Raw genomic sequence first — 17,884 nt, 5'->3', positions numbered from 1 at the left:
TCCATTTTTTTATTTCAGGAAGTTGAACTTCCCTTTTTTTATCGTCAAGCCGACTCCGCCGACCATAAAGAGCGCTCGGTTATCAATCATTTTCTTCATGAATGATGCTTTTGTGCCTGTGATTTTCTTATCGAACACAACACCGATTGCATCGGAATCGCCAAGTGAACATACACTTCCCTTTAGATCCGGTACAAATTCAGCGGTTTGCTTGCCTTGAATCAGAGCAATGATATTATTCGCACACATATCACCTTGCTGCATCGCAATTTGAGCAGTCGGTGGATATGGACGATTGATCGCTTCATTGATCATTAGAGAACAGTCGCCGATTACGAAGACGTCTTCGAAGCCAGGTGCCCGCAAATCTTTGTCTACTTTTACTCGAGCACGCATGTTTTCAATACCCGATTCTTCAATCATACGGTTTCCGCGAACACCTGCAGCCCATACAACTGTACCAGCTTTGATGAACTCAAATTCATCTTCGCCTTTTTTTATCTTAACGCCTTCAGGAGTCGCTTCCACAACCGGAGTTCCGATAGAGAATTCTATCCCTTTAGATTCTAATTGACGTACTGCATATTCAACAAGTTCCGGATCAAAGCCCGGTAAGACCATTGGCGCAGCCTCTACACATAGAATGCGTACCTTCTCAGCAGGCACATCGTATTCTTTACATAATTCAGGGACACGGTTACCTAATTCACCAAGATATTCAATACCTGTGAAGCCAGCCCCGCCCACAACAATCGTTAGACGGCTGTCGTCTTTCTCTTCTTCAAGAGACCAAGTCGCAAATTGGTATTCCATATGATCACGGATTTGGCGAGCTGCTTTTACGTTTGCAATCGATAGAGCATATTTATCAAGCCCTGGAATACCAAACGTTTCACCCTCGAAACCAAGTGCAATCACAAGATAATCATATGTATGTGAACCGATGTTTGTCGTCACATTCTTGTTCTTTACGTCAATTCCCGTCACTTCAGCTTTGACGAATTGCACTTTGTTGCTATTAATGACGCTTGCAATATCGTAACGCACTTGCTCAGGAGCCAACGTTCCTGCAGCCGCTTCATGCAACCAAGTAGACTCGTAGTGATAGTCGTTTTTATTGATGAGGATGACATCAGCTTCATCTGCACCTAATGATTTTTGTAAATTGACAACGGTCATCAAACCACCGTATCCTGCACCCAAAACTAAGATTGTCGGTCTTTTCACGTAAATCGAAACCACCTTTAAATTTATTAAATGCCGAGTACGTGTAAAATAGGCAATACATAGTTTTACGAAGTGCTGGCATTTAGATTTGATATGATTTTGCTTTCCCTATTTATAGTAGCCTTTTTGCGCATGCTTTTCAATAGGATTCTTATTGTGCAAATAATCAATTTCGACTAGTGAGCCACATGCATTTTCAGGCTATTATAAACAATTTATAGGTTTCAATCACAGTCCGGATTGTGTATTCCTTGCCTGTATGATTTGATTCTATTGTAGCCTAACTAATGTGGAAAAGCCATTCTTGAGGATGTTTAGACGCTTCGTTGAAATTTTCAATTCATGTGAGTACAACAGGTCATTTCCATTTTTCTGCAGTTATTTTATTTAATATACCTAAAACAGACAATTTCACATAATTCTACAACATGAGTTAAAAAAGAAAGTTTACACATTTTCAACAAAGGCTATTAGCATTGCCTCCTCATCAAGAAACCATTTTTTCTTTAATTGTAGAGAATGATAAGGATTATCGCTATGAAGATATGGTTGTGAAATAATGCTTTTAGCAACTGGGGCCACATAAATTTGATTGAGGATTTCCAGAGGCGCTGGATATTCAAAGTATAAATTTAATACAGGGTACGGATTTTCATTTCTCCATTTTGCAAATCCTTGAGAAAAGTTCTTGTGTTCAGGCATTTTTATCTGTTGAAATATTTCTGCGGGCAATAAGTTTTGTGCCAAACAATAAAGACCATGTGCAGGCACACATAGTTGTTTCATAGCTTTACTGAAATCTGCACGCATGTATCCTGAACACAAATTTTGTAAATGATTCCCCATTGCCTCAACATTTTCTTTATGTAATGAAAGCAGAAATGCAACTACTGAACGCTCCCATTGTGGTTTCTTTGTGCCAACAAATTTTTCGGCAGCATAGAGCGCTTTTAGCAAAAGTATTTCATCCCTATACCAAATTGCCCTCAAGAGATTGCTCATCACAACATAAAACGGGTAACCATTTTTAGTTAACCCCAGTTCGGATGGAAGAATGCGCTCCATTATTTTGTTATCCCCGCAAGCGAATGCCTCTAAAATATGTAAGGTATTTTGACAATGGTCATACCCTCCGCTACATCCCGGAAGTAATTGATAACGCATTTGCTGGAAAATTAAATTATTCCACTTTTGCCAGTCTTGATGTAAAAAGCACTCATCTAACCATATATCGTAGTTGGTTTTTAACAGACCAAATGACATCGATTTAGTAATTGCTGTTAATACTTCATTATCTTGTGCCGTTCCTTCTTTTGCATTATTTATAATTGATTCATATTTTATAATACATTGATCAATGTATTGACTATTATCCACATCCATTAAACTTCACAACCCCGTTTTTTATTTTTTCGTTTCAAAGCAAGAATTATATAAATTTTTCTCTATTCATTCTAAGATTTCTCATAAAGGAAAATTACCACATTTTTATAACATTAATATTTCATCTCATCATTTACATTTCGAATAACTTTCCATAACTCGTTTTCTGCATCTTGGAATATAGTTTTTCACCCCTTATTTTAAATCAAAAAATGTACTTTCGGTATTTAGGCTTAAAAAAATAAGTTTATATAGTAAAGAGGGTTTTGTAGTCAAAAAGACCAAATTGAATTTATATACATTTTATAGTCCTTCACTGTCCATGGTCTAAGACCCACTGCACTCTTAGCAGATATGACAAGGTTAATCGCTTGCTCAAAGTTAATACTTGGATACCTTTATTCAACGACATAAAAAAGCCTCCTCAATTTGTATTGTTTTAGCAACATACAAATCAAAAAGGCTCGATATTCACAACCCTAAACACATTACTTTAGAGTTGTGTTTACACTTTTCCGGGATTGTGTACACATCAATTCTAACCGTCAATTACAATCCGCACCCAACATTTACAAAACGGTTCATCAATCACATTCAGCAGGAGTTCCTGCTTTCTTAGCTGTTCGGAAAGACGTACCACATCCACAGTTTGCAATGGCGTTCGGGTTATCGATGGTGAAACCGCCGCCCATTAGGGATTCTTTGTAGTCCACTTTAGTTCCTTCTAAAATCGCTGCATCTTCACCTTTTACAAGAACTGGGATTTCGTGCTGTGTATACGACACGTCATCTTCTTCCTTTTCCTGCGCAAAGCCTAGACCGTATGTTAATCCGCTGCACCCTCCGCCATTGACGGAAACGCGCAGATAAGAGCCTTCTTCATTATGAGTCATCATCTTCTTCACGTGAAATGCTGCTGCTTCTGTAATTTCAACTGGATTATTCATTATTCACACTCACTTTCCACGTTTTGTTCTATCATATCAATCTTTTTCATTAGAATGCAAACAAATAGTCCCCGCTATAGGTCTATTTTGCTGTATACTAAGACTTATGAATGAAAGGAATGAGTATATTGGAGGTTAGCCCTTTTTACGAAAAGAAAATGCAGTGTTTATTGTGCAAAGAGCATTTTCCAACTACTAGAATCCGTTCGCGTCAAGTTAGGGTAGCAGAGCATGATAGTGATTTTAGACCTATATACGTCAATGAGGAAATTAATCCTCTTTTATATAATGTTGCCGTTTGTCCTCACTGCGGCTTTGCATCTACTGAAGACTTTTCCCCTTATTTTGCTCCAGGCACAAAAGAGATGATTGAAAAAAACATTACGTCAAAATGGCATAGTCGTTCATTCGGCAGTATCCGTACTAAAGAAGAAGCCATCGAGTCGTATAAACTTGCGTATTTAAGTGCGAACTTTAAGAAAGAAAAGTATTTGACAATGGCTGGTATGATGTTGAGAATTGCCTGGATCTATCGAGAAGCAGAAGATGATGCCAACGAAAAACGCTATTTAAGAATTTCACGTGACCTCTATATACAAGCATTTTCAGAAGGCGATCATGTTGGCACACAAATGTCGGAGACACGCGTACAGTATATGATAGCCGAATTATCTTGGCGTATACGCGATCGGGAAGAAGCAATTCGCAATTTCTCACGTGTAATCGAGAGTCAGAAAAGATCGACCGAGCCCCATCTTATCGAGCTCGCGAAGGATCGGTGGCAGGAAATTCGCGGGGAAGAATCTGAAAGCAATGATTGATTAGCTAAAAAAAGCCGTGCAGAGAAGTATTGACTTCCCTGCACGGCTTTCATAATTAATTTAAAAGACCTGTTCGACTTCCACGACGCCTGGCACTTCTTCAAGCAAAGCGCGCTCGATGCCTGCTTTAAGTGTGATTGTAGAACTTGGGCACGTACCACATGCACCTAGTAAGCGCAGCTTGACGATTCCTTCATCGATATCTACAAGTTCACAGTCTCCTCCATCTCTCAAGAGGAATGGGCGTAATTTATCTAAAACTTCTTTAACCGGTTCGTATAGTTGAGTATCTGTTGTCATTGTAATCACTCTCTCCTTTCCTTATAATACTTATTATAAACTGCCGAGCAGAAAAAATCCAATAATGATTCGGAGGATTGATGAATATGTCACAAACACCCGTTACAATTGAAGTGTTTGGTGCAGATATAATCTGTGCCAGCTGTGTGAACGCTCCTTCTTCAAAAGACACATACGAATGGCTTGAAGCCGCAATTGCAAGGAAGTATCCTGACCAACCTTTCACCATCACGTACATTGATATCGACAATGAACTATCTGATGACCGGCAGAGAGAAATTGCAGAAAAAGTCCGAGATGACGAGTATTTTTATCCACTCGTCCTAATTGAAGACGAGGTGATCGGCGAAGGATATATCCAGTTAAAACCAGTTTTTAAAGCAATGGAAACGCACGGTTATCATGCAGGATAAATTGATAATAGGACTGAATAATTGAGAACCATTACGAGAATGTTTCGATCTGCTACACGATCTATACAATGTAGACTGACTTTAAAAACGCGCCAAATCAAATAGCAAAAGGGAGCTGTCTGAGCAGCTCCTTCATACTTCATGCCACTCTGACATAGATAGTCCAGCCATATTTCTCTCGCAACATTTCGGCAGCTTGTCCTGTAGCTTCCTCTGTTATGAAACGTTCTTCCCCACAAACGATATAGATAATTATCTACCAAAGGCGGCCCTGTCATTACTTCTCCACTCTTTTTCTTCAAGCAAAAAAACAACGCTATTTCCTCCGCGATTCAAGATAATAAAAAAGCCACCGACAGAGTTTTACGCTCCATGAGTGACCTTTTTAGTATTATCCATTGTGCCACTTATACATCCACAGTAAACCTGATTTCATAAGACGAGCAATTCGACCCGTGACTGTACGATCGGCCAAGTATGCAAATCCTTGTTTCTTTCCTAATGAACCCATGAACCCTTTTAATTTCAACTCCGGCATTTCCTCCATGAGCGGCTCATTTTTCCAGAGTAGACGCAACACTTGTACTATCTGCTCTGCTTGAACCTCGGCCAACTGTGCACTTGGTGCATGAGGAAGAGCAGCAACATCACCAACGACATAAACGTTCGTGTGGTTTGGTATCTGGTGATATTGGTTGAGTACAACTCGTCCTGAACGATCCTTTTGAACGTCCATTGCTTCAATTATTTGACTCGGTTTAATACCTGCAGTCCAAACGACCGCATCCACGTCAATCGTCTCTTCATGATTATAAAGGACGGTTTGATCTACCTTCGTGATATTCGAATTGGCGACCACTTCTACTTCGTGCTTGTCAAACCAATCCTTTACATATTTACTCAAACGTTCTGGAAAATCGCGCAGAATCCGAGGGCTGCGGTCAAATAGTTTAATCTTCAGATCAGGACGACTCTCACGCAATTCGCTCGCCAGCTCGATTCCGCTTAAACCTGCCCCTACAATACCTACAGTTGCTCCACCACTTAAACCTAGAAGCGTTTGATACGTTGTTCTTGACTTGCCGATTGTCTGAATGCTCAGCGTATTTTCTTCCGCGCCAGGGACGTTGTGGAAGTTATCTACGCAACCTAAGCCGATCACTAAATCGTCATACGTAAGTGTTTGGCCGTCAACTAGCAACACTTCTTTTTCACCAGGCTTAATTTCTTTAATCTCGCCCTCTACTACTTTCAATTGTTCATGGTTAGGAATAGCTACCCGAATTTCAGAATCAGGCACTGTTCCTGCAGCCAACGCATAAAATTCCGTTTTCAAACTATGAAATGGTGTCCTGTCGACAAGTGTGATTTCTATATCTTTCGGCAAATCCTTATTTAGGAGACGAAGTAGAATTCGCATATTTCCATAACCGGCACCTAGTAACAATAATTTCCTCATAATGTTCTCCTTCTATGTCTATTTTCCGCTCAAAGCTCATTTGTTATTATAGCAGTTTGTGATACTTTTCACAATATGCCATGTTCATTGACGCCTCTCTAAAAAAAGAGTACCATTTCTAGTAGCGAGGTGAGAATGATGAACCCTATCGTAGAGTTTTGCATCAGTAATTTGGCGAGTGGTTCTTATCCGGTATTTGAGACATTAGAAAGAGACCCGAACATTGATGTACTAGAATACGGATGCTTGAGCTACTGTACAAAATGTACAGATACTTTATACGCAATCGTCAACGGCGAACTTGTCGAAGCGGATACTGCTGACGAATTGACAGCACGCATTTATCAATTCATTGAAGAAAATCCGCTTTTTTAATCATATAGCAAATAGCATAGTTCTCTACGGGCACTATGCTTATTTTTTTGGCCAATCCCCTAGTGAAGACAGTACATAGGTCGGCAGCAACTCTTTTATCAGCACCTCATCCAGCGGAGTCACACCTGTCGCTACATACGCCGTGTCTATTCCATACCGTATCCCTGCTAAAATGTCCGTATCGTAATTATCCCCGATCATTACCATTTCTTCCTTTTCATATGCACCTTGCTGCTGAATAAACTGCAGCATATGCGGCTCTGGTTTTCCTACAACGATAGGTTTTTCGCCGCTAGCGACCTCCATCAAATGAAGAAACGAACCATTTCCTGGTACGAGACCTTTTTCAGTCGGAAATTTCACGTCTTGATTGGTCCCTAAAAAGCGAGCGCCATTTCGAATCGCAAGACAAGCTTCCGCTAATTTGCTGTACGTAATTTGACGGTCAAGACCCATCATTACAACGTCTGGGTTTTTCGTTGTAAGCGTAATTTGTTCCGCCTCTAATGCCTCTTCCAGCCCTTCCTCGCCTATCATCATGACACTTGCCCCTGCATAATATTGTTTACAATATCTAGCAAGTGCTATGGCTGAATTCATAATATGATCAATATCTGTCAGTACACCAAATTCAGCTAATTTCTTTTGCTGTGCGGCCCGTGTCAAAGCCGCATTATTCGTAATGAAATATGTTTCTGCACCTTCTGCCTGACAGTCAGTTACGAAATTGACCGCCTCAACAATAGGTTCTTTACCACGATACATTGTGCCATCCAAATCGAGACAATATGCCTTATACTCTCCCATACCCATTACTCCGTCGGCAGAAACGCAGAAACTGGTCCTAGTTCATTCGTCAAATAATCCCGTACTTGCTTCGGAAATTGTTTTAGTTCGTTTGACGTTTCTCGGATAGCCGTTTCTACTTCTGCTGTTTCTACTTCAACAAATTGACGTACAATCATAGGTCGTAAGGAAATTAATGCTTTCAAAGGATCCGCTTGTTCCGGCTTAATCACTTTTTCATCCTCTAAAATATCGATGATGTCATCGTAACTTCCCGGATCTCTCATAATGAATCCATCAATCATCGAGTTCCCTACATCGATAATTCCTTCTATTAAACCGTGCGCAATACGCTCAAGTGCAAGTTTATTTATTTCGCTTTGTTGCCAGCTGTTTTCCTTTTCGAAAAGTTGAATTAATTGTTCCATATAAGCAAGTGTCTTTCTGATTTGTTTTTGATCGACAAAATACATGATCTGTATTCCTCCTCATCATTTTTCTCTTTCTATCTTATCATATTTTCATCCAAACAAATAAAAGCTGCGGGCAATTGCTCGCAGCTCTCACTTTATTTTACTCAGTTTCTTGTGGTTCGGTTTTTACTTTACCAATCTTCTTCAAAATGAAATACGCACAGCCAAAATTGCAGTATTCATAAATATAATCCTGAACGGTGCTGATCTTTGTTTCATAAGTCGATTTTGCATTGCGGTCTTCAAAAAAACCTTTCAATCGCAATTGACCGTATCCCCAATCGCCAAGGATGTAATCATACTTCAACAATACTTCACTGAATCGTTCGTTCAGTGCCTCTTCATCAAAGCCGTCCCGAAACTCTTCTGCTAGCTCATATTGTACATTCTCTAAAATAACCATTCGATTCTTCACTTCCATATTAACTGCTCGCTTGCTGTTCTAACTCAAGCTGCTTGTCACCTTGACGTTGCTTTTCTTTAGCAGCAGCATTGACCTGCTCATCCGCATGATAGCTTGAGCGTACAAGTGGTCCTGCCTCACAATGGGAAAACCCTTTTTCCATTGCAATTTTGCGTAATTCACCAAACTCGTCTGGTGAATAGTATTTTACCACTTTCGCATGCTTTTTGGTCGGCTGCAAATATTGACCGATTGTCATGATATCCACATCATGTGCGCGGAGATCATCCATTGTTTCAATAATTTCTTCAACAGTCTCACCAAGTCCCACCATTAATGACGACTTAGTTGGAATTACTGGGTACATCTCTTTAGCACGAGCCAATAGTTCCAATGAGCGATCATACGTGGCACGCGCTCGGATTCTAGGCGTTAACCGGCGCACGGTTTCAATATTGTGATTTAATATATCTGGCTTCGCATCCATCAGACGCTGTAAATTATCACGATCTCCTCCCATATCAGATGGCAGGACTTCGATTGTTGTGAATGGATTTTTACGGCGAATGGCACGGATCGTCTCTGCAAAAATAGCAGAACCGCCATCTTTCAAATCATCACGTGCAACTGCAGTCACGACAACATGTTTCAAATTCATCAACTCAACTGAATCTGCCACGCGCTCTGGCTCGGCAGTGTCCAATTCATTTGGCAAGCCTGTTTTAACTGCACAGAAACGACAAGCCCTTGTACATACAGCGCCCAAAATCATAAATGTAGCAGTTCGACGCTCGCCCCAACACTCATGAATATTCGGACAACGAGCTTCTTCGCAAACTGTATGTAGATTTTTCTCGCGCATTAACTTCTTTAAACCTGTATAGTTCTCATTGGTGTTCAGCTTAATCTTCAGCCAATCGGGCTTCTTAATATGCTCTGATTTTCTTCCGGTTTCAGGTCTACAGGACAATGCTACCGACTCCATTCTGATCATAGATTCTACTCATGCCAATGTAACATAAATTCTGAAAATCTTCAATTGGGATTGCCCTCCTGACAGTTTGGCAAGAAGCGCGCCAGACCAAAAAACGTCTGCAGCAATTTTGGCTGCAGACGTTTCGTATTTTTTATTCAACCTTAAACTTTTTCTTGAATTTAGTCAGAACAGAGGCATAGAAGATGCTTAAAAACAGACCACCCCAGATGATGATCACACCGACTAACATCATAAGAATAGCAGAGTCGCTCATTCCTGTATCCATTTAAAGCCCTCCTTTGTCTTCTTCGTAATCAGTAGCAACACGCGTGTTGTTTTTCCATTTCAGTGAAGTGAAAACAATCGACATCACGAATGCACCGATAGCAACCGGCCAACCCATTGTCCATAAGAATGAAGTAGGATAGCCTTCATAGTTTTCAGCGATATTGTCTTTAATAAGGAAGAACAGCATCGTTCCAAGTACAACCGGTGTAATGAATGTCAATGAAACTTTCCACCACCAGCCCAAACGAATATCAGACACCGCATTGGCATGTTGTTCGAAAACACCGAGTTTTCTGAAAACCCAAGCCAGCAAGATGACTTCTACAAGTCCGATGACTGCAATTCCGAATTGGTTGATAAAGTAGTCTGCTACATCGAGGAAGTATAAACCGCCTTTCGTCGCATATAGCATAGAGATTAATCCCGAAAGTCCGACACCAATGAACACAGAACGTCTTCTCGAAATATTGAATTTATCCGCCATTCCTGCGATATATGTTTCACATATCGAAATGAGAGAGGTCAGACCGGCGAGCACAAGTGACAGGAAGAAGAATGCACCGAATATCCCGTTCATTCCTGGCATTTGATTGATGATTTCCGGGAACACGACGAAGGCGAGACCTACTCCAGCCGAAGCAACGTCTCCCACATCCACACCCTGTGAAGTCGCCATGAATCCCAGCACTGCGAAGACCCCGATTCCTGCAAGCAATTCAACTGAAGAGTTTGCAAACCCCGTGATGAATGCGTTATTTGTAATATCCGATTTCTTCGGCAAATAACTGGAGTACGTTATCATGATGGCGAACGCAATCGATAAACTAAAGAAAATATGTCCATATGCCGCGACCCACACACGCGGACTTAATAACTTATCAATATCCGGTTTGAAGAAAGCATCCAAACCTACCATCGCTCCGTCAAGAGTAATCGCACGAATGACGACGAATAAAAAGAGTATAAATAGGACAGGAATAAATATCCGATTCGCCAACTCGATCCCTTTCTTGACTCCGCCCAGCAAGATGATAAAACAAATCGCCCAGACGAGCAACAGCGGCAATGCTACTCCTCCAACCAAACCTCCAACTTCTCCCGGGTTATCCGCTATTTTTAAGACGTCCCCAAAGAAGAAAGCCTCAGGGTCTTTTCCCCAAGATAAACTAAACGAATAAATCGTGTACTTCATGGCCCATGCAATAATCACGGCGTAATAAGTGGATATGACAAAGGATACAAATATCCCCCACCAACCTAGAAATTCTGTCTTTTTTCCATTCAAACGGAAAAAAGATAATGGTGCCGATCCACGATATTTATGACCGATCGTGAATTCCAAGATTAAAATCGGAATACCAGCGGTCAATAGCGCGAACAAATAGGGGATAAAAAATGCCCCGCCGCCATTTTCATATGCGACATAAGGAAAGCGCCAAATATTACCAAGCCCGACTGCCGAACCCACTGCCGCTAATATAAAACCAGCTCTCGTTCCCCACTGCGAACGATTTTCCATACTACTTCCTCCTTTTAGTGTATTGTTGTTCAAAACTTACCACCATTCACTATTTTCCGATAATTTAAGTTTTGTATATTTAGTATAAACAGGACAGTAAAAGATGTCAAAACAATTTTAGACTAAGAGTGTGAATCTTGCTGACACTCTTAGTCTAAAGTTTTTAAGCCACTTGCGCTTGACGCTTTTTACCCTTAGCCGTCCAGTACGTGAATAATACTATCAATGCTATAATAACAGCTACTAAACCAATCCAAACGGAACCAGTCATGCCTAGAACAAAATAACCAAGTGCTGACACGCCAGCAGCCACCAATGCGTACGGCAATTGTGTTGCTACGTGATCCATATGATTACAGCCTGCACCCGTTGAAGAAAGGATTGTCGTATCGGAAATCGGCGAACAGTGATCTCCGAAAACCGCCCCAGCAAGAACTGCAGATAACGCTGGCAATAATAATTCGGGTTCTGCGTTGACCATAATTGTGCCGGCGATCGGCAATAGAATTCCAAACGATCCCCATGAAGTTCCCGTTGAAAATGCCATCAGTCCCGCCAGAATGAATATCAATACCGGCAAGAAAGCTACTGGAATATTCAATTGATCTACCATTGTTGACAGGAAAAGACCTGTATCAAGTGTAGCAATTAACTCAGTTAAGCCCCAAGCGAAAATCAAAATCAGAATCGCTGGCATCATCGCTTTCAAACCGCTGATGAATGCACGGCCCATCCAAGAAACACTTGCTGTTTTATTCACTTTCATTTGCAGAACATATAAGAACATAGCCAACAGTGTAGCTGTAACGCCACCAACTACTAATGATTTCGGCACATCTGTATTTTCGAATATAGCCCAAATATCGAAGACACCCGCTTCTTGATAGCCAGTATAGACCATCATTCCAAGCGTCACGACAATTAACGTCACGATAGGTGCAACCAGATCGCGAACTTTCCCATAAGAGTGTTCAGGAAACTCTTCTTTCAGCTCACCTGGTATCTCTTTTTCCGGATCATACAGCAAACCTTCATTTACTGCCCGATCTTCATGTTTCTTCATTTCAAAGAAATCATTATTCGTCCAAGCGAAGAAAAAGACCATGGACAATGTGGCGATTACATAGAAATTCATCGGCGCCATCAGAATAAAGGCAGTTAACGGCGAATAGCTAACAGCGGCTGTCGTCCCAAGTATAAGAGCAAGCTGCCCGATCAAGAATGCCCCCCAACTTGAAATTGGAGATACTACGCAAATCGGTGCAGACGTAGAATCAATGAAATAAGCTAGTTTTGCACGAGATATTTTATGCTGATCCGTAATCGGTCTTGCAATTTGTCCAACCGCTAAAGAGTTAAAGTAGTCATCTACAAAAATTGCGATTCCCAAAATCATCGTCAACAGTTTCGCTCCACGCTGCGTACGAATTCGTGTGACCGCCCATCTCGCAAAGGCCGCACTGCCGCCGGACAGGCTGACAAATGCCGTAATGACACCAAGCAATAATAAAAACAACATAATAAATATATTATACGTATTCAATCCGTCATCCCAAAATGAAATCGTCATAGCTGTCCAAACATTTTTCAATGTTTCCATTGGGGAAAATTCCGCGATGAGTAAAGCGGCTGTGACAATCCCAGCTCCTAACGATAGTAATACTCTCCTCGTCACCAATACCATCACGATAGCGATAACAGGAGGCAAAATGGATACCCATGTTCCAATCATATTAATTCCTCCTCTTTCTAGTCGGTAGATTGTATCGAAAAGTAGATGGTCAGTCGAAGAAGGGAAAGCCTATTACAGAGAAAAAGCCGACTCCAACATGTTACAAACGTGTAGGAGTCGGCTTAACAGTTCATCTGCGAATCAATCATCATGTACAAGATAAATGGATACGGATCATCCGGCTGTTGTAGCGCTCCATACATTACCGCTGTATGACAAGATCATTCCTCTTCGAAATGACCCCAACCTGAGAAGTTGACCCTTCTCAAACTTCGGCATTGTCTCCTTTCAATTGCGGTCATCGACGTCACTCTCTCGCAAAATACTTATAAACAATGCAACCTCTACGTAAGTCTCGATATTCTTCTTTTAACAGTGTAGCAATAATCGACATTGTTCACAATAGCCTTTTATTCCGGTTCTTGCAACGGGACCTCTATTTGTGCCGGCGTCTGCTCTCCTTTCGAATAAATTTGCGGAACTTTTCCTCTGATCAAGCCCATCGCGACAGGCATTCTCTGCGTTACTACGCTCTTACTCGTTGCAAGCGGAACGATAATCTGAACATTCACGTTCACCAGCAAGGTCACTTCTACATAGGCATTATTTATCCCGAATTCCTGTATATCCGTTTCCACATCGGTGTGGACGTTTCCCATGACATGAAAACGGATCGGAATTTTCGGACCCAAGTTGCCGAGCAACGGAATATTGGTCGCTTGCCCGAGCGGGACAAAGAAAACGACGCCTTGCTCTTTCGCCATCATTTCAGGATTATACTCCAAATCACCTAACGGCGGCAGCATGTCTAGATCGCCACCTTCTGCACGTTCAAGGTGATCTTCAACCAATTGATGAACTTCCGCCATAACCTGACTGATGATTTCCGTATTAAATTTCGTCGTGACGGTATCTCGTGTCTCATCCGGCACATTTTCAATTATTTCATTGATATCATACACGCTCGTAGATCGTGCATTGATCGCTTGGCTGATTACATGGCTGGCTATTTTCTGCGTTTGTTTTTCAGCATATTGCGTATAGATTGGGGTCAGCTGTTTATTGACTGAGTAAAAAAATAAGGCGACTGCTATGAAAATCGTCGGAATGATCAACCTCAGCCAATTTCTCGCATAACTTCTTTTTCTCGGTCTTTTTTGATTCGTATAAAACCGCAAAACGACGCCTCCTGCTTCACATTATGCGAATCAGGAGGCGGACATACTAGCTCTCATTAAAATATTTTTTTCCATACCAGCCTAGGACATCGCGAATCATCTCAGGCATGATATATTCTTTAGGAACGTCCTTTAATAGAGGAAAGAAAAATCCGAATGTAAACATATCCAATGTAGCGAGCCTATACGTTTCGCCAGGCTCCACTGCCCGGTTGCCTGCAAATAATTGTCCGTCCTGATTGCGGAATAATCTTTCATGAACCATGCTTCCCATGAATGTTCCCCGGAATCCCAAACCTTTGATTTCCAATTCCGTCCACTTCGGATCAAGTGATTGTTCATAAACCTGAAGTAATTCCGAACCGTCCAAGTGTACGATGCAAGGATTGATCGGATGCGGCAACAACGAATGTAAATCACCTCTTGTCACCCAACCCTCGTCTAGACTTCCAAGGAAAATCCCGGCGTTAAAAAGTGCACATTCCGCATGTGTATAAGCTAAAAGCGCACGTCCGAAAAAGGATGAAAGCGGGCTATCTGCTGTCAGCTTCTGAGCCAGCGGGGAAGGGTTATAAAAGACAGGCACTTGCAAAGCTTCCTCTCCTTCAGAAAGATAGGCATTCACCTGTTCAACATCTTCTGCTGTTTGCTCCATCGTATTGGTAGGAAACACACCGGCCTCCATATGGACAACCTGATTCGTCATACGATCGATCTCGACTCGGATATGGCCGATGTAATGACCAAACTTCTCTGCCGCACCAAGCAATGTATCCTCAATCCATTCTCCGTCCTTCAATAAATGGTGGGTATGTCCTCCTAAAATAATATCTAATGCCGGATATTCCGCCGCCAGAAGGCGATCTTCATTGATGCCTAAATGTGATAAGCAAACCACGAGATCTGCTTGTTGTCGAATACGAACTAACTGTTCCCGGATTTCTTTACGCGGCTCTGTCACTTTCCAGCCAAGCTGTCGATAAAAAGCATAGTACGGTGCAGTGGCTCCGATCACTCCAACCCTCACGCCATCTGTTGTTTCAAATATTTCAGAAGACTTTGCCCAAACTGGCTGCTCTCCATTTAGCTCTTTCAAATTACAGATCAATACATCAAACAGAGCATCTTCATATAACGTTTCAAGCGTCTGTTTAGACATGGTGATCCCTTCATTATTGCCGATTGTCACGGCATCATATCCTACTTCATTCAATAACTTCACGTTGCCCTTGCCGTCCGTTCCTTCTGTAAAAGGATGGGATCGGTCAACATGATCACCAATATCAAAAATGAAACAAGCCTCGCCTGCCTCTTCCGCCTGCTCTTTACGTTGCTTCAGAAAACGTCTGATCTGCGGCCAATTTTCGAAATGGCTATGTATGTCGTTGGTATGATAAATGTGAATCGTAGCTACCGTTTCTTTCATATAGGTCATCCCCAAATCCCCTCATAGATTGAATGCAATCCAAAGACGAGTAAAATGATACGTATGACTAAAACCAATGTATCTGATTTCATTTTGCCATTTAAATAAGCGCCTAGCATTCCACCGAGATATGCTCCCGGGACAACTGGTATGGTGTAAAGCCACGGCACATTTCCAAGTGAAATATGCGAAATCGAATTGACGACTGCCGACAAGAACACCATCAGCATCGACGTTGCTACCGCTACATGCGGCGGGAATAAGAACAATAATATCATTGCAGGTACGATCATCGTACCGCCGCCGATTCCGAATAAACCAGATGTCAGACCGATGAACAGCGACAATAAGACAGCAAACCAAATTGGATAGCCATACAGATGTGTCTCACCTTGCGGATCGGTAAATGAAATCTTTTTGCCGTTATCGACAAACCAACGAATTGGCTTCAAGTACTTCCTAGTCAGTAGCAGGGTGGACAATACGATCAGTAAAATACCGAAATATAAATTAAATGATTGAATGCTTAAGCTCTTGTTGATCCAAGCCCCTACTACGATGCCGGGTATACTCGCTATGAAAAATAAAAAGGCACTGCGATAGTCAATCGTTTTCACTTTCATATAAGAAAGCGTCGAACCAAGCCCGTTCGCGATCATCATAATGACGGACAAACCAACTACGCTTTGCGGAGTGATGTCTGGAATCATTCCGAGATTCAGACCGACGAACAATGTGATAGGCACAAGAATCGTACCGCCGCCTAGACCCGCTATGGAGCCGATGACACCTGAAGCCAAGCCGATTAATGCCAGGATTGCATATTCCATTAGTGATCCTCCTCAAACAAATCCAACTGCTTGGTGAGCGGCTGACCATACTCTATGTTGAAAAGGTTTGCGAACTGTTTCGCGTTCTTTGCTGCATGCTGACCCGAGTTGTTATTAAAAATGATATATACATCTTGCGCTTGCTGCTCCAATGTCTGGACAACTTTTCGCAACCCCTCTAGCTCTGCTTCATTATAGTCGTATAAATAACGAACCTTCCTCCACGCCTTGCTGTCTCCCGTTGTATTGACCCATCCATTGTAGTTACGTCCGTGAAGACGCAATAATACCTTGGAGTCCGTCGCAACCGGAACGAGCGGCACACTGCCATCACCTACTTGCGGCTCATCGCAGACGCCATGGATAATATTCAGACCACGCAGAAATTCTAGAGTCTTCTCGCGATAGGCTGGTGAATACCAAGATTGATGGCGAAACTCCACCGCTATCGGTAAAGGTTGCAACTGCTCATGCACGAAGCGAATCCGCTCTACATTTTCTTTTTGACAATCAAACCAAGGTGGAAATTGTACGAGCACCATTGCGAGCTTCCCTGCTTCCACAAACGCACTCATCGATAGTTTGAATAACGAGAACATCTCTTCTTCTGAATCATAAGGAATCTTACCACGCTGATGACCTGTGATCCCTTGATAGGCTTTGACGATAAACTGAAAATCAGCGGGCGTTTCATCCGTCCACTTTCGCATCATCTTTTCAGACTGGATTGCATAAAACGTCGAATCCAACTCCACAATCGGAAAATGTTGACTATAATCAAGGAGCTTTTTATTTGCTGCCGTCTTTTCATTATATAGGCTCGGGTGATCTCCCCATCCCGTCAAGCCGATGTGTATCATGGAAAGTCCCCTCCTTCAATCTTTAGAATAGTGTATCATACCTTATGTATTTTCGGAAAAAACGTTACTTTGAATCTATCGGTCTTCACATGCAGCAAGCGCTCATATGCAATTTTCTAACCATAAAAAAACGTTCCGGGTTTTATGCCCGAAACGTTTGTTATAGTTAGCCACGCCATGCGCTCATTCCGCCACGTACGTTGGTGACAGTGAATCCTGCCTTTTTCAATTGACTGGCTGCTTTTGAGCTGCGCATTCCGCTTTGACAAATGACTACAACTTCCTGTTCTTTTTTCAAACTGGCGACCTTACTATTTAATACGTGCAGTGGAATATTTTGAAATTCCTTAATATGTTTACCTTTATATTCTGCCGGTGTGCGCACGTCAATGAACTGAATTTTTTTATCTCCCAAGATTACTTTCAATTCATCTGTCGAAATGGTGCTGATATCTTTAGCGGGCTTCATTCGCCAAATGAAAAATACG

General features: G+C 41.8%; 20 protein-coding genes and 1 riboswitch. Of the genes, 3 read left to right on the top strand and 17 right to left on the bottom strand.

Translation table 11 applies throughout. The features are described from left to right. Positions 1–9: 9 nt before the first annotated feature. The 3 genes from B5D59_RS11575 to B5D59_RS11565 all read right to left on the bottom strand — a co-directional run bounded on the left by B5D59_RS11575 (position 10) and on the right by B5D59_RS11565 (position 3,557). Positions 10–1,227, bottom strand: coding sequence for an NAD(P)/FAD-dependent oxidoreductase (locus tag B5D59_RS11575; RefSeq protein WP_078818053.1), 1,218 nt, complete (start codon positions 1,225–1,227; stop codon positions 10–12). A gap of 447 nt (positions 1,228–1,674) precedes the next feature. Further along, positions 1,675–2,610: a hypothetical protein gene (locus B5D59_RS11570; protein WP_078818052.1), complete on the bottom strand. Its 936-nt coding sequence runs from the start codon at positions 2,608–2,610 to the stop codon at positions 1,675–1,677. 584 nt (positions 2,611–3,194) lie between these two features. Further along, entirely contained in the window at positions 3,195–3,557 is a 363-nt protein-coding gene (locus B5D59_RS11565) for a HesB/IscA family protein (RefSeq protein WP_078818051.1), read from the bottom strand. 119 nt (positions 3,558–3,676) lie between these two features. On the opposite strand from B5D59_RS11565, the gene B5D59_RS11560 reads away from it, so the two are divergent. Next, positions 3,677–4,378 (top strand): DUF2225 domain-containing protein, encoded by a 702-nt coding sequence (locus tag B5D59_RS11560; protein WP_245799509.1) that lies wholly within the window; start codon positions 3,677–3,679, stop codon positions 4,376–4,378. A 60-nt stretch (positions 4,379–4,438) separates the two neighbouring features. On the opposite strand, the gene B5D59_RS11555 is transcribed toward B5D59_RS11560, so the two are convergent. After that, positions 4,439–4,678, bottom strand: coding sequence for a NifU family protein (locus B5D59_RS11555; RefSeq protein ID WP_009498020.1), 240 nt, complete (start codon positions 4,676–4,678; stop codon positions 4,439–4,441). 86 nt (positions 4,679–4,764) lie between these two features. Here B5D59_RS11555 and B5D59_RS11550 point away from each other — a divergent pair, with 86 nt between their 5' ends. Then, entirely contained in the window at positions 4,765–5,091 is a 327-nt protein-coding gene (locus B5D59_RS11550) for a YuzD family protein (protein ID WP_040759404.1), read from the top strand. Between the two features lie 391 nt (positions 5,092–5,482). Here the strand turns inward: B5D59_RS11550 and B5D59_RS11540 are convergent, their stop codons facing one another. After that, positions 5,483–6,550 (bottom strand): NAD(P)/FAD-dependent oxidoreductase, encoded by a 1,068-nt coding sequence (locus tag B5D59_RS11540; protein WP_009498103.1) that lies wholly within the window; start codon positions 6,548–6,550, stop codon positions 5,483–5,485. A gap of 138 nt (positions 6,551–6,688) precedes the next feature. On the opposite strand from B5D59_RS11540, the gene B5D59_RS11535 reads away from it, so the two are divergent. Further along, positions 6,689–6,925 carry a YuzB family protein gene (locus B5D59_RS11535; RefSeq protein WP_040759434.1) on the top strand — a complete coding sequence of 79 codons (237 nt, stop codon included), beginning with the start codon at positions 6,689–6,691 and terminating at the stop codon, positions 6,923–6,925. 39 nt (positions 6,926–6,964) lie between these two features. On the opposite strand, the gene B5D59_RS11530 is transcribed toward B5D59_RS11535, so the two are convergent. The 12 genes from B5D59_RS11530 to B5D59_RS11480 form a co-directional block, all read right to left on the bottom strand. Next, complete coding sequence (locus tag B5D59_RS11530; protein WP_342746530.1) at positions 6,965–7,732, bottom strand: TIGR01457 family HAD-type hydrolase; 768 nt, start codon at positions 7,730–7,732, stop codon at positions 6,965–6,967. Positions 7,733–7,737: 5 nt separating this feature from the next. Then, positions 7,738–8,184 (bottom strand): DUF86 domain-containing protein, encoded by a 447-nt coding sequence (locus tag B5D59_RS11525; RefSeq protein WP_009498106.1) that lies wholly within the window; start codon positions 8,182–8,184, stop codon positions 7,738–7,740. Positions 8,185–8,284: 100 nt separating this feature from the next. Next, positions 8,285–8,587, bottom strand: coding sequence for a YutD family protein (locus B5D59_RS11520; protein ID WP_040759712.1), 303 nt, complete (start codon positions 8,585–8,587; stop codon positions 8,285–8,287). A 19-nt stretch (positions 8,588–8,606) separates the two neighbouring features. Next, positions 8,607–9,572 (bottom strand): lipoyl synthase, encoded by a 966-nt coding sequence (gene lipA / locus B5D59_RS11515; RefSeq protein ID WP_050804709.1) that lies wholly within the window; start codon positions 9,570–9,572, stop codon positions 8,607–8,609. 142 nt (positions 9,573–9,714) lie between these two features. After that, positions 9,715–9,849, bottom strand: a complete 135-nt coding sequence (locus tag B5D59_RS18045; RefSeq protein WP_245799508.1) for a methionine/alanine import family NSS transporter small subunit — start codon at positions 9,847–9,849, stop codon at positions 9,715–9,717. Next, positions 9,850–11,370 (bottom strand): sodium-dependent transporter, encoded by a 1,521-nt coding sequence (locus tag B5D59_RS11510; protein ID WP_078818048.1) that lies wholly within the window; start codon positions 11,368–11,370, stop codon positions 9,850–9,852. A 163-nt stretch (positions 11,371–11,533) separates the two neighbouring features. Beyond that, on the bottom strand, positions 11,534–13,102 hold the full coding sequence (locus B5D59_RS11505) for a Na+/H+ antiporter NhaC family protein (RefSeq protein ID WP_078818047.1): 1,569 nt from the start codon (positions 13,100–13,102) through the stop codon (positions 11,534–11,536). A gap of 180 nt (positions 13,103–13,282) precedes the next feature. After that, a riboswitch (Lysine riboswitch) is annotated at positions 13,283–13,457 on the bottom strand. 55 nt (positions 13,458–13,512) lie between these two features. Then, positions 13,513–14,280, bottom strand: a complete 768-nt coding sequence (gene yunB / locus B5D59_RS11500; protein ID WP_009498115.1) for a sporulation protein YunB — start codon at positions 14,278–14,280, stop codon at positions 13,513–13,515. Between the two features lie 46 nt (positions 14,281–14,326). Further along, positions 14,327–15,715 (bottom strand): bifunctional metallophosphatase/5'-nucleotidase, encoded by a 1,389-nt coding sequence (locus B5D59_RS11495; RefSeq protein WP_078818046.1) that lies wholly within the window; start codon positions 15,713–15,715, stop codon positions 14,327–14,329. Continuing rightward, the gene (locus tag B5D59_RS11490; RefSeq protein WP_009498117.1) at positions 15,712–16,536 is read right to left on the bottom strand and encodes a sulfite exporter TauE/SafE family protein; all 825 of its coding nucleotides are present in this window, start codon (positions 16,534–16,536) and stop codon (positions 15,712–15,714) included. Before B5D59_RS11490 ends, B5D59_RS11495 begins: the two co-directional genes overlap by 4 nt. Beyond that, the gene (locus B5D59_RS11485) at positions 16,536–17,396 is read right to left on the bottom strand and encodes a DUF72 domain-containing protein (RefSeq protein ID WP_078818045.1); all 861 of its coding nucleotides are present in this window, start codon (positions 17,394–17,396) and stop codon (positions 16,536–16,538) included. The genes B5D59_RS11490 and B5D59_RS11485 overlap by 1 nt, the downstream gene beginning before the upstream one ends. A 166-nt stretch (positions 17,397–17,562) precedes the next feature. After that, a complete protein-coding gene (locus B5D59_RS11480) occupies positions 17,563–17,865 on the bottom strand; it encodes a rhodanese-like domain-containing protein (protein WP_078818079.1) in 303 nt (100 codons plus the stop codon). Positions 17,866–17,884: the final 19 nt, after the last annotated feature.

This window comes from Sporosarcina newyorkensis, assembly GCF_900167515.1.
Taxonomy (GTDB): domain Bacteria; phylum Bacillota; class Bacilli; order Bacillales_A; family Planococcaceae; genus Sporosarcina; species Sporosarcina newyorkensis.
The sequence above is the reverse complement of the archived record's forward strand: the minus strand, read 5'-3'. Positions and strand labels throughout refer to the sequence as shown.

Bases quoted from the DNA above. Each gene is read 5' to 3' on its own strand.
- B5D59_RS11570 (WP_078818052.1), bottom strand. From the start codon at position 2,610: ATGGATGTGGATAATAGTCAATACATTGATCAATGTATTATAAAATAT.
- B5D59_RS11565 (WP_078818051.1), bottom strand. From the start codon at position 3,557: ATGAATAATCCAGTTGAAATTACAGAAGCAGCAGCATTTCACGTGAAG.
- B5D59_RS11560 (WP_245799509.1), top strand. From the start codon at position 3,677: ATGAGTATATTGGAGGTTAGCCCTTTTTACGAAAAGAAAATGCAGTGT.
- B5D59_RS11555 (WP_009498020.1), bottom strand. From the start codon at position 4,678: ATGACAACAGATACTCAACTATACGAACCGGTTAAAGAAGTTTTAGAT.
- B5D59_RS11550 (WP_040759404.1), top strand. From the start codon at position 4,765: ATGTCACAAACACCCGTTACAATTGAAGTGTTTGGTGCAGATATAATC.
- B5D59_RS11540 (WP_009498103.1), bottom strand. From the start codon at position 6,550: ATGAGGAAATTATTGTTACTAGGTGCCGGTTATGGAAATATGCGAATT.
- B5D59_RS11535 (WP_040759434.1), top strand. From the start codon at position 6,689: ATGAACCCTATCGTAGAGTTTTGCATCAGTAATTTGGCGAGTGGTTCT.
- B5D59_RS11530 (WP_342746530.1), bottom strand. From the start codon at position 7,732: ATGGGAGAGTATAAGGCATATTGTCTCGATTTGGATGGCACAATGTAT.
- B5D59_RS11525 (WP_009498106.1), bottom strand. From the start codon at position 8,184: ATGTATTTTGTCGATCAAAAACAAATCAGAAAGACACTTGCTTATATG.
- B5D59_RS11520 (WP_040759712.1), bottom strand. From the start codon at position 8,587: ATGGTTATTTTAGAGAATGTACAATATGAGCTAGCAGAAGAGTTTCGG.
- lipA (WP_050804709.1), bottom strand. From the start codon at position 9,572: ATGGAGTCGGTAGCATTGTCCTGTAGACCTGAAACCGGAAGAAAATCA.
- B5D59_RS18045 (WP_245799508.1), bottom strand. From the start codon at position 9,849: ATGGATACAGGAATGAGCGACTCTGCTATTCTTATGATGTTAGTCGGT.
- B5D59_RS11510 (WP_078818048.1), bottom strand. From the start codon at position 11,370: ATGGAAAATCGTTCGCAGTGGGGAACGAGAGCTGGTTTTATATTAGCG.
- B5D59_RS11505 (WP_078818047.1), bottom strand. From the start codon at position 13,102: ATGATTGGAACATGGGTATCCATTTTGCCTCCTGTTATCGCTATCGTG.
- B5D59_RS11495 (WP_078818046.1), bottom strand. From the start codon at position 15,715: ATGACCTATATGAAAGAAACGGTAGCTACGATTCACATTTATCATACC.
- B5D59_RS11490 (WP_009498117.1), bottom strand. From the start codon at position 16,536: ATGGAATATGCAATCCTGGCATTAATCGGCTTGGCTTCAGGTGTCATC.
- B5D59_RS11485 (WP_078818045.1), bottom strand. From the start codon at position 17,396: ATGATACACATCGGCTTGACGGGATGGGGAGATCACCCGAGCCTATAT.
- B5D59_RS11480 (WP_078818079.1), bottom strand. From the start codon at position 17,865: ATGAAGCCCGCTAAAGATATCAGCACCATTTCGACAGATGAATTGAAA.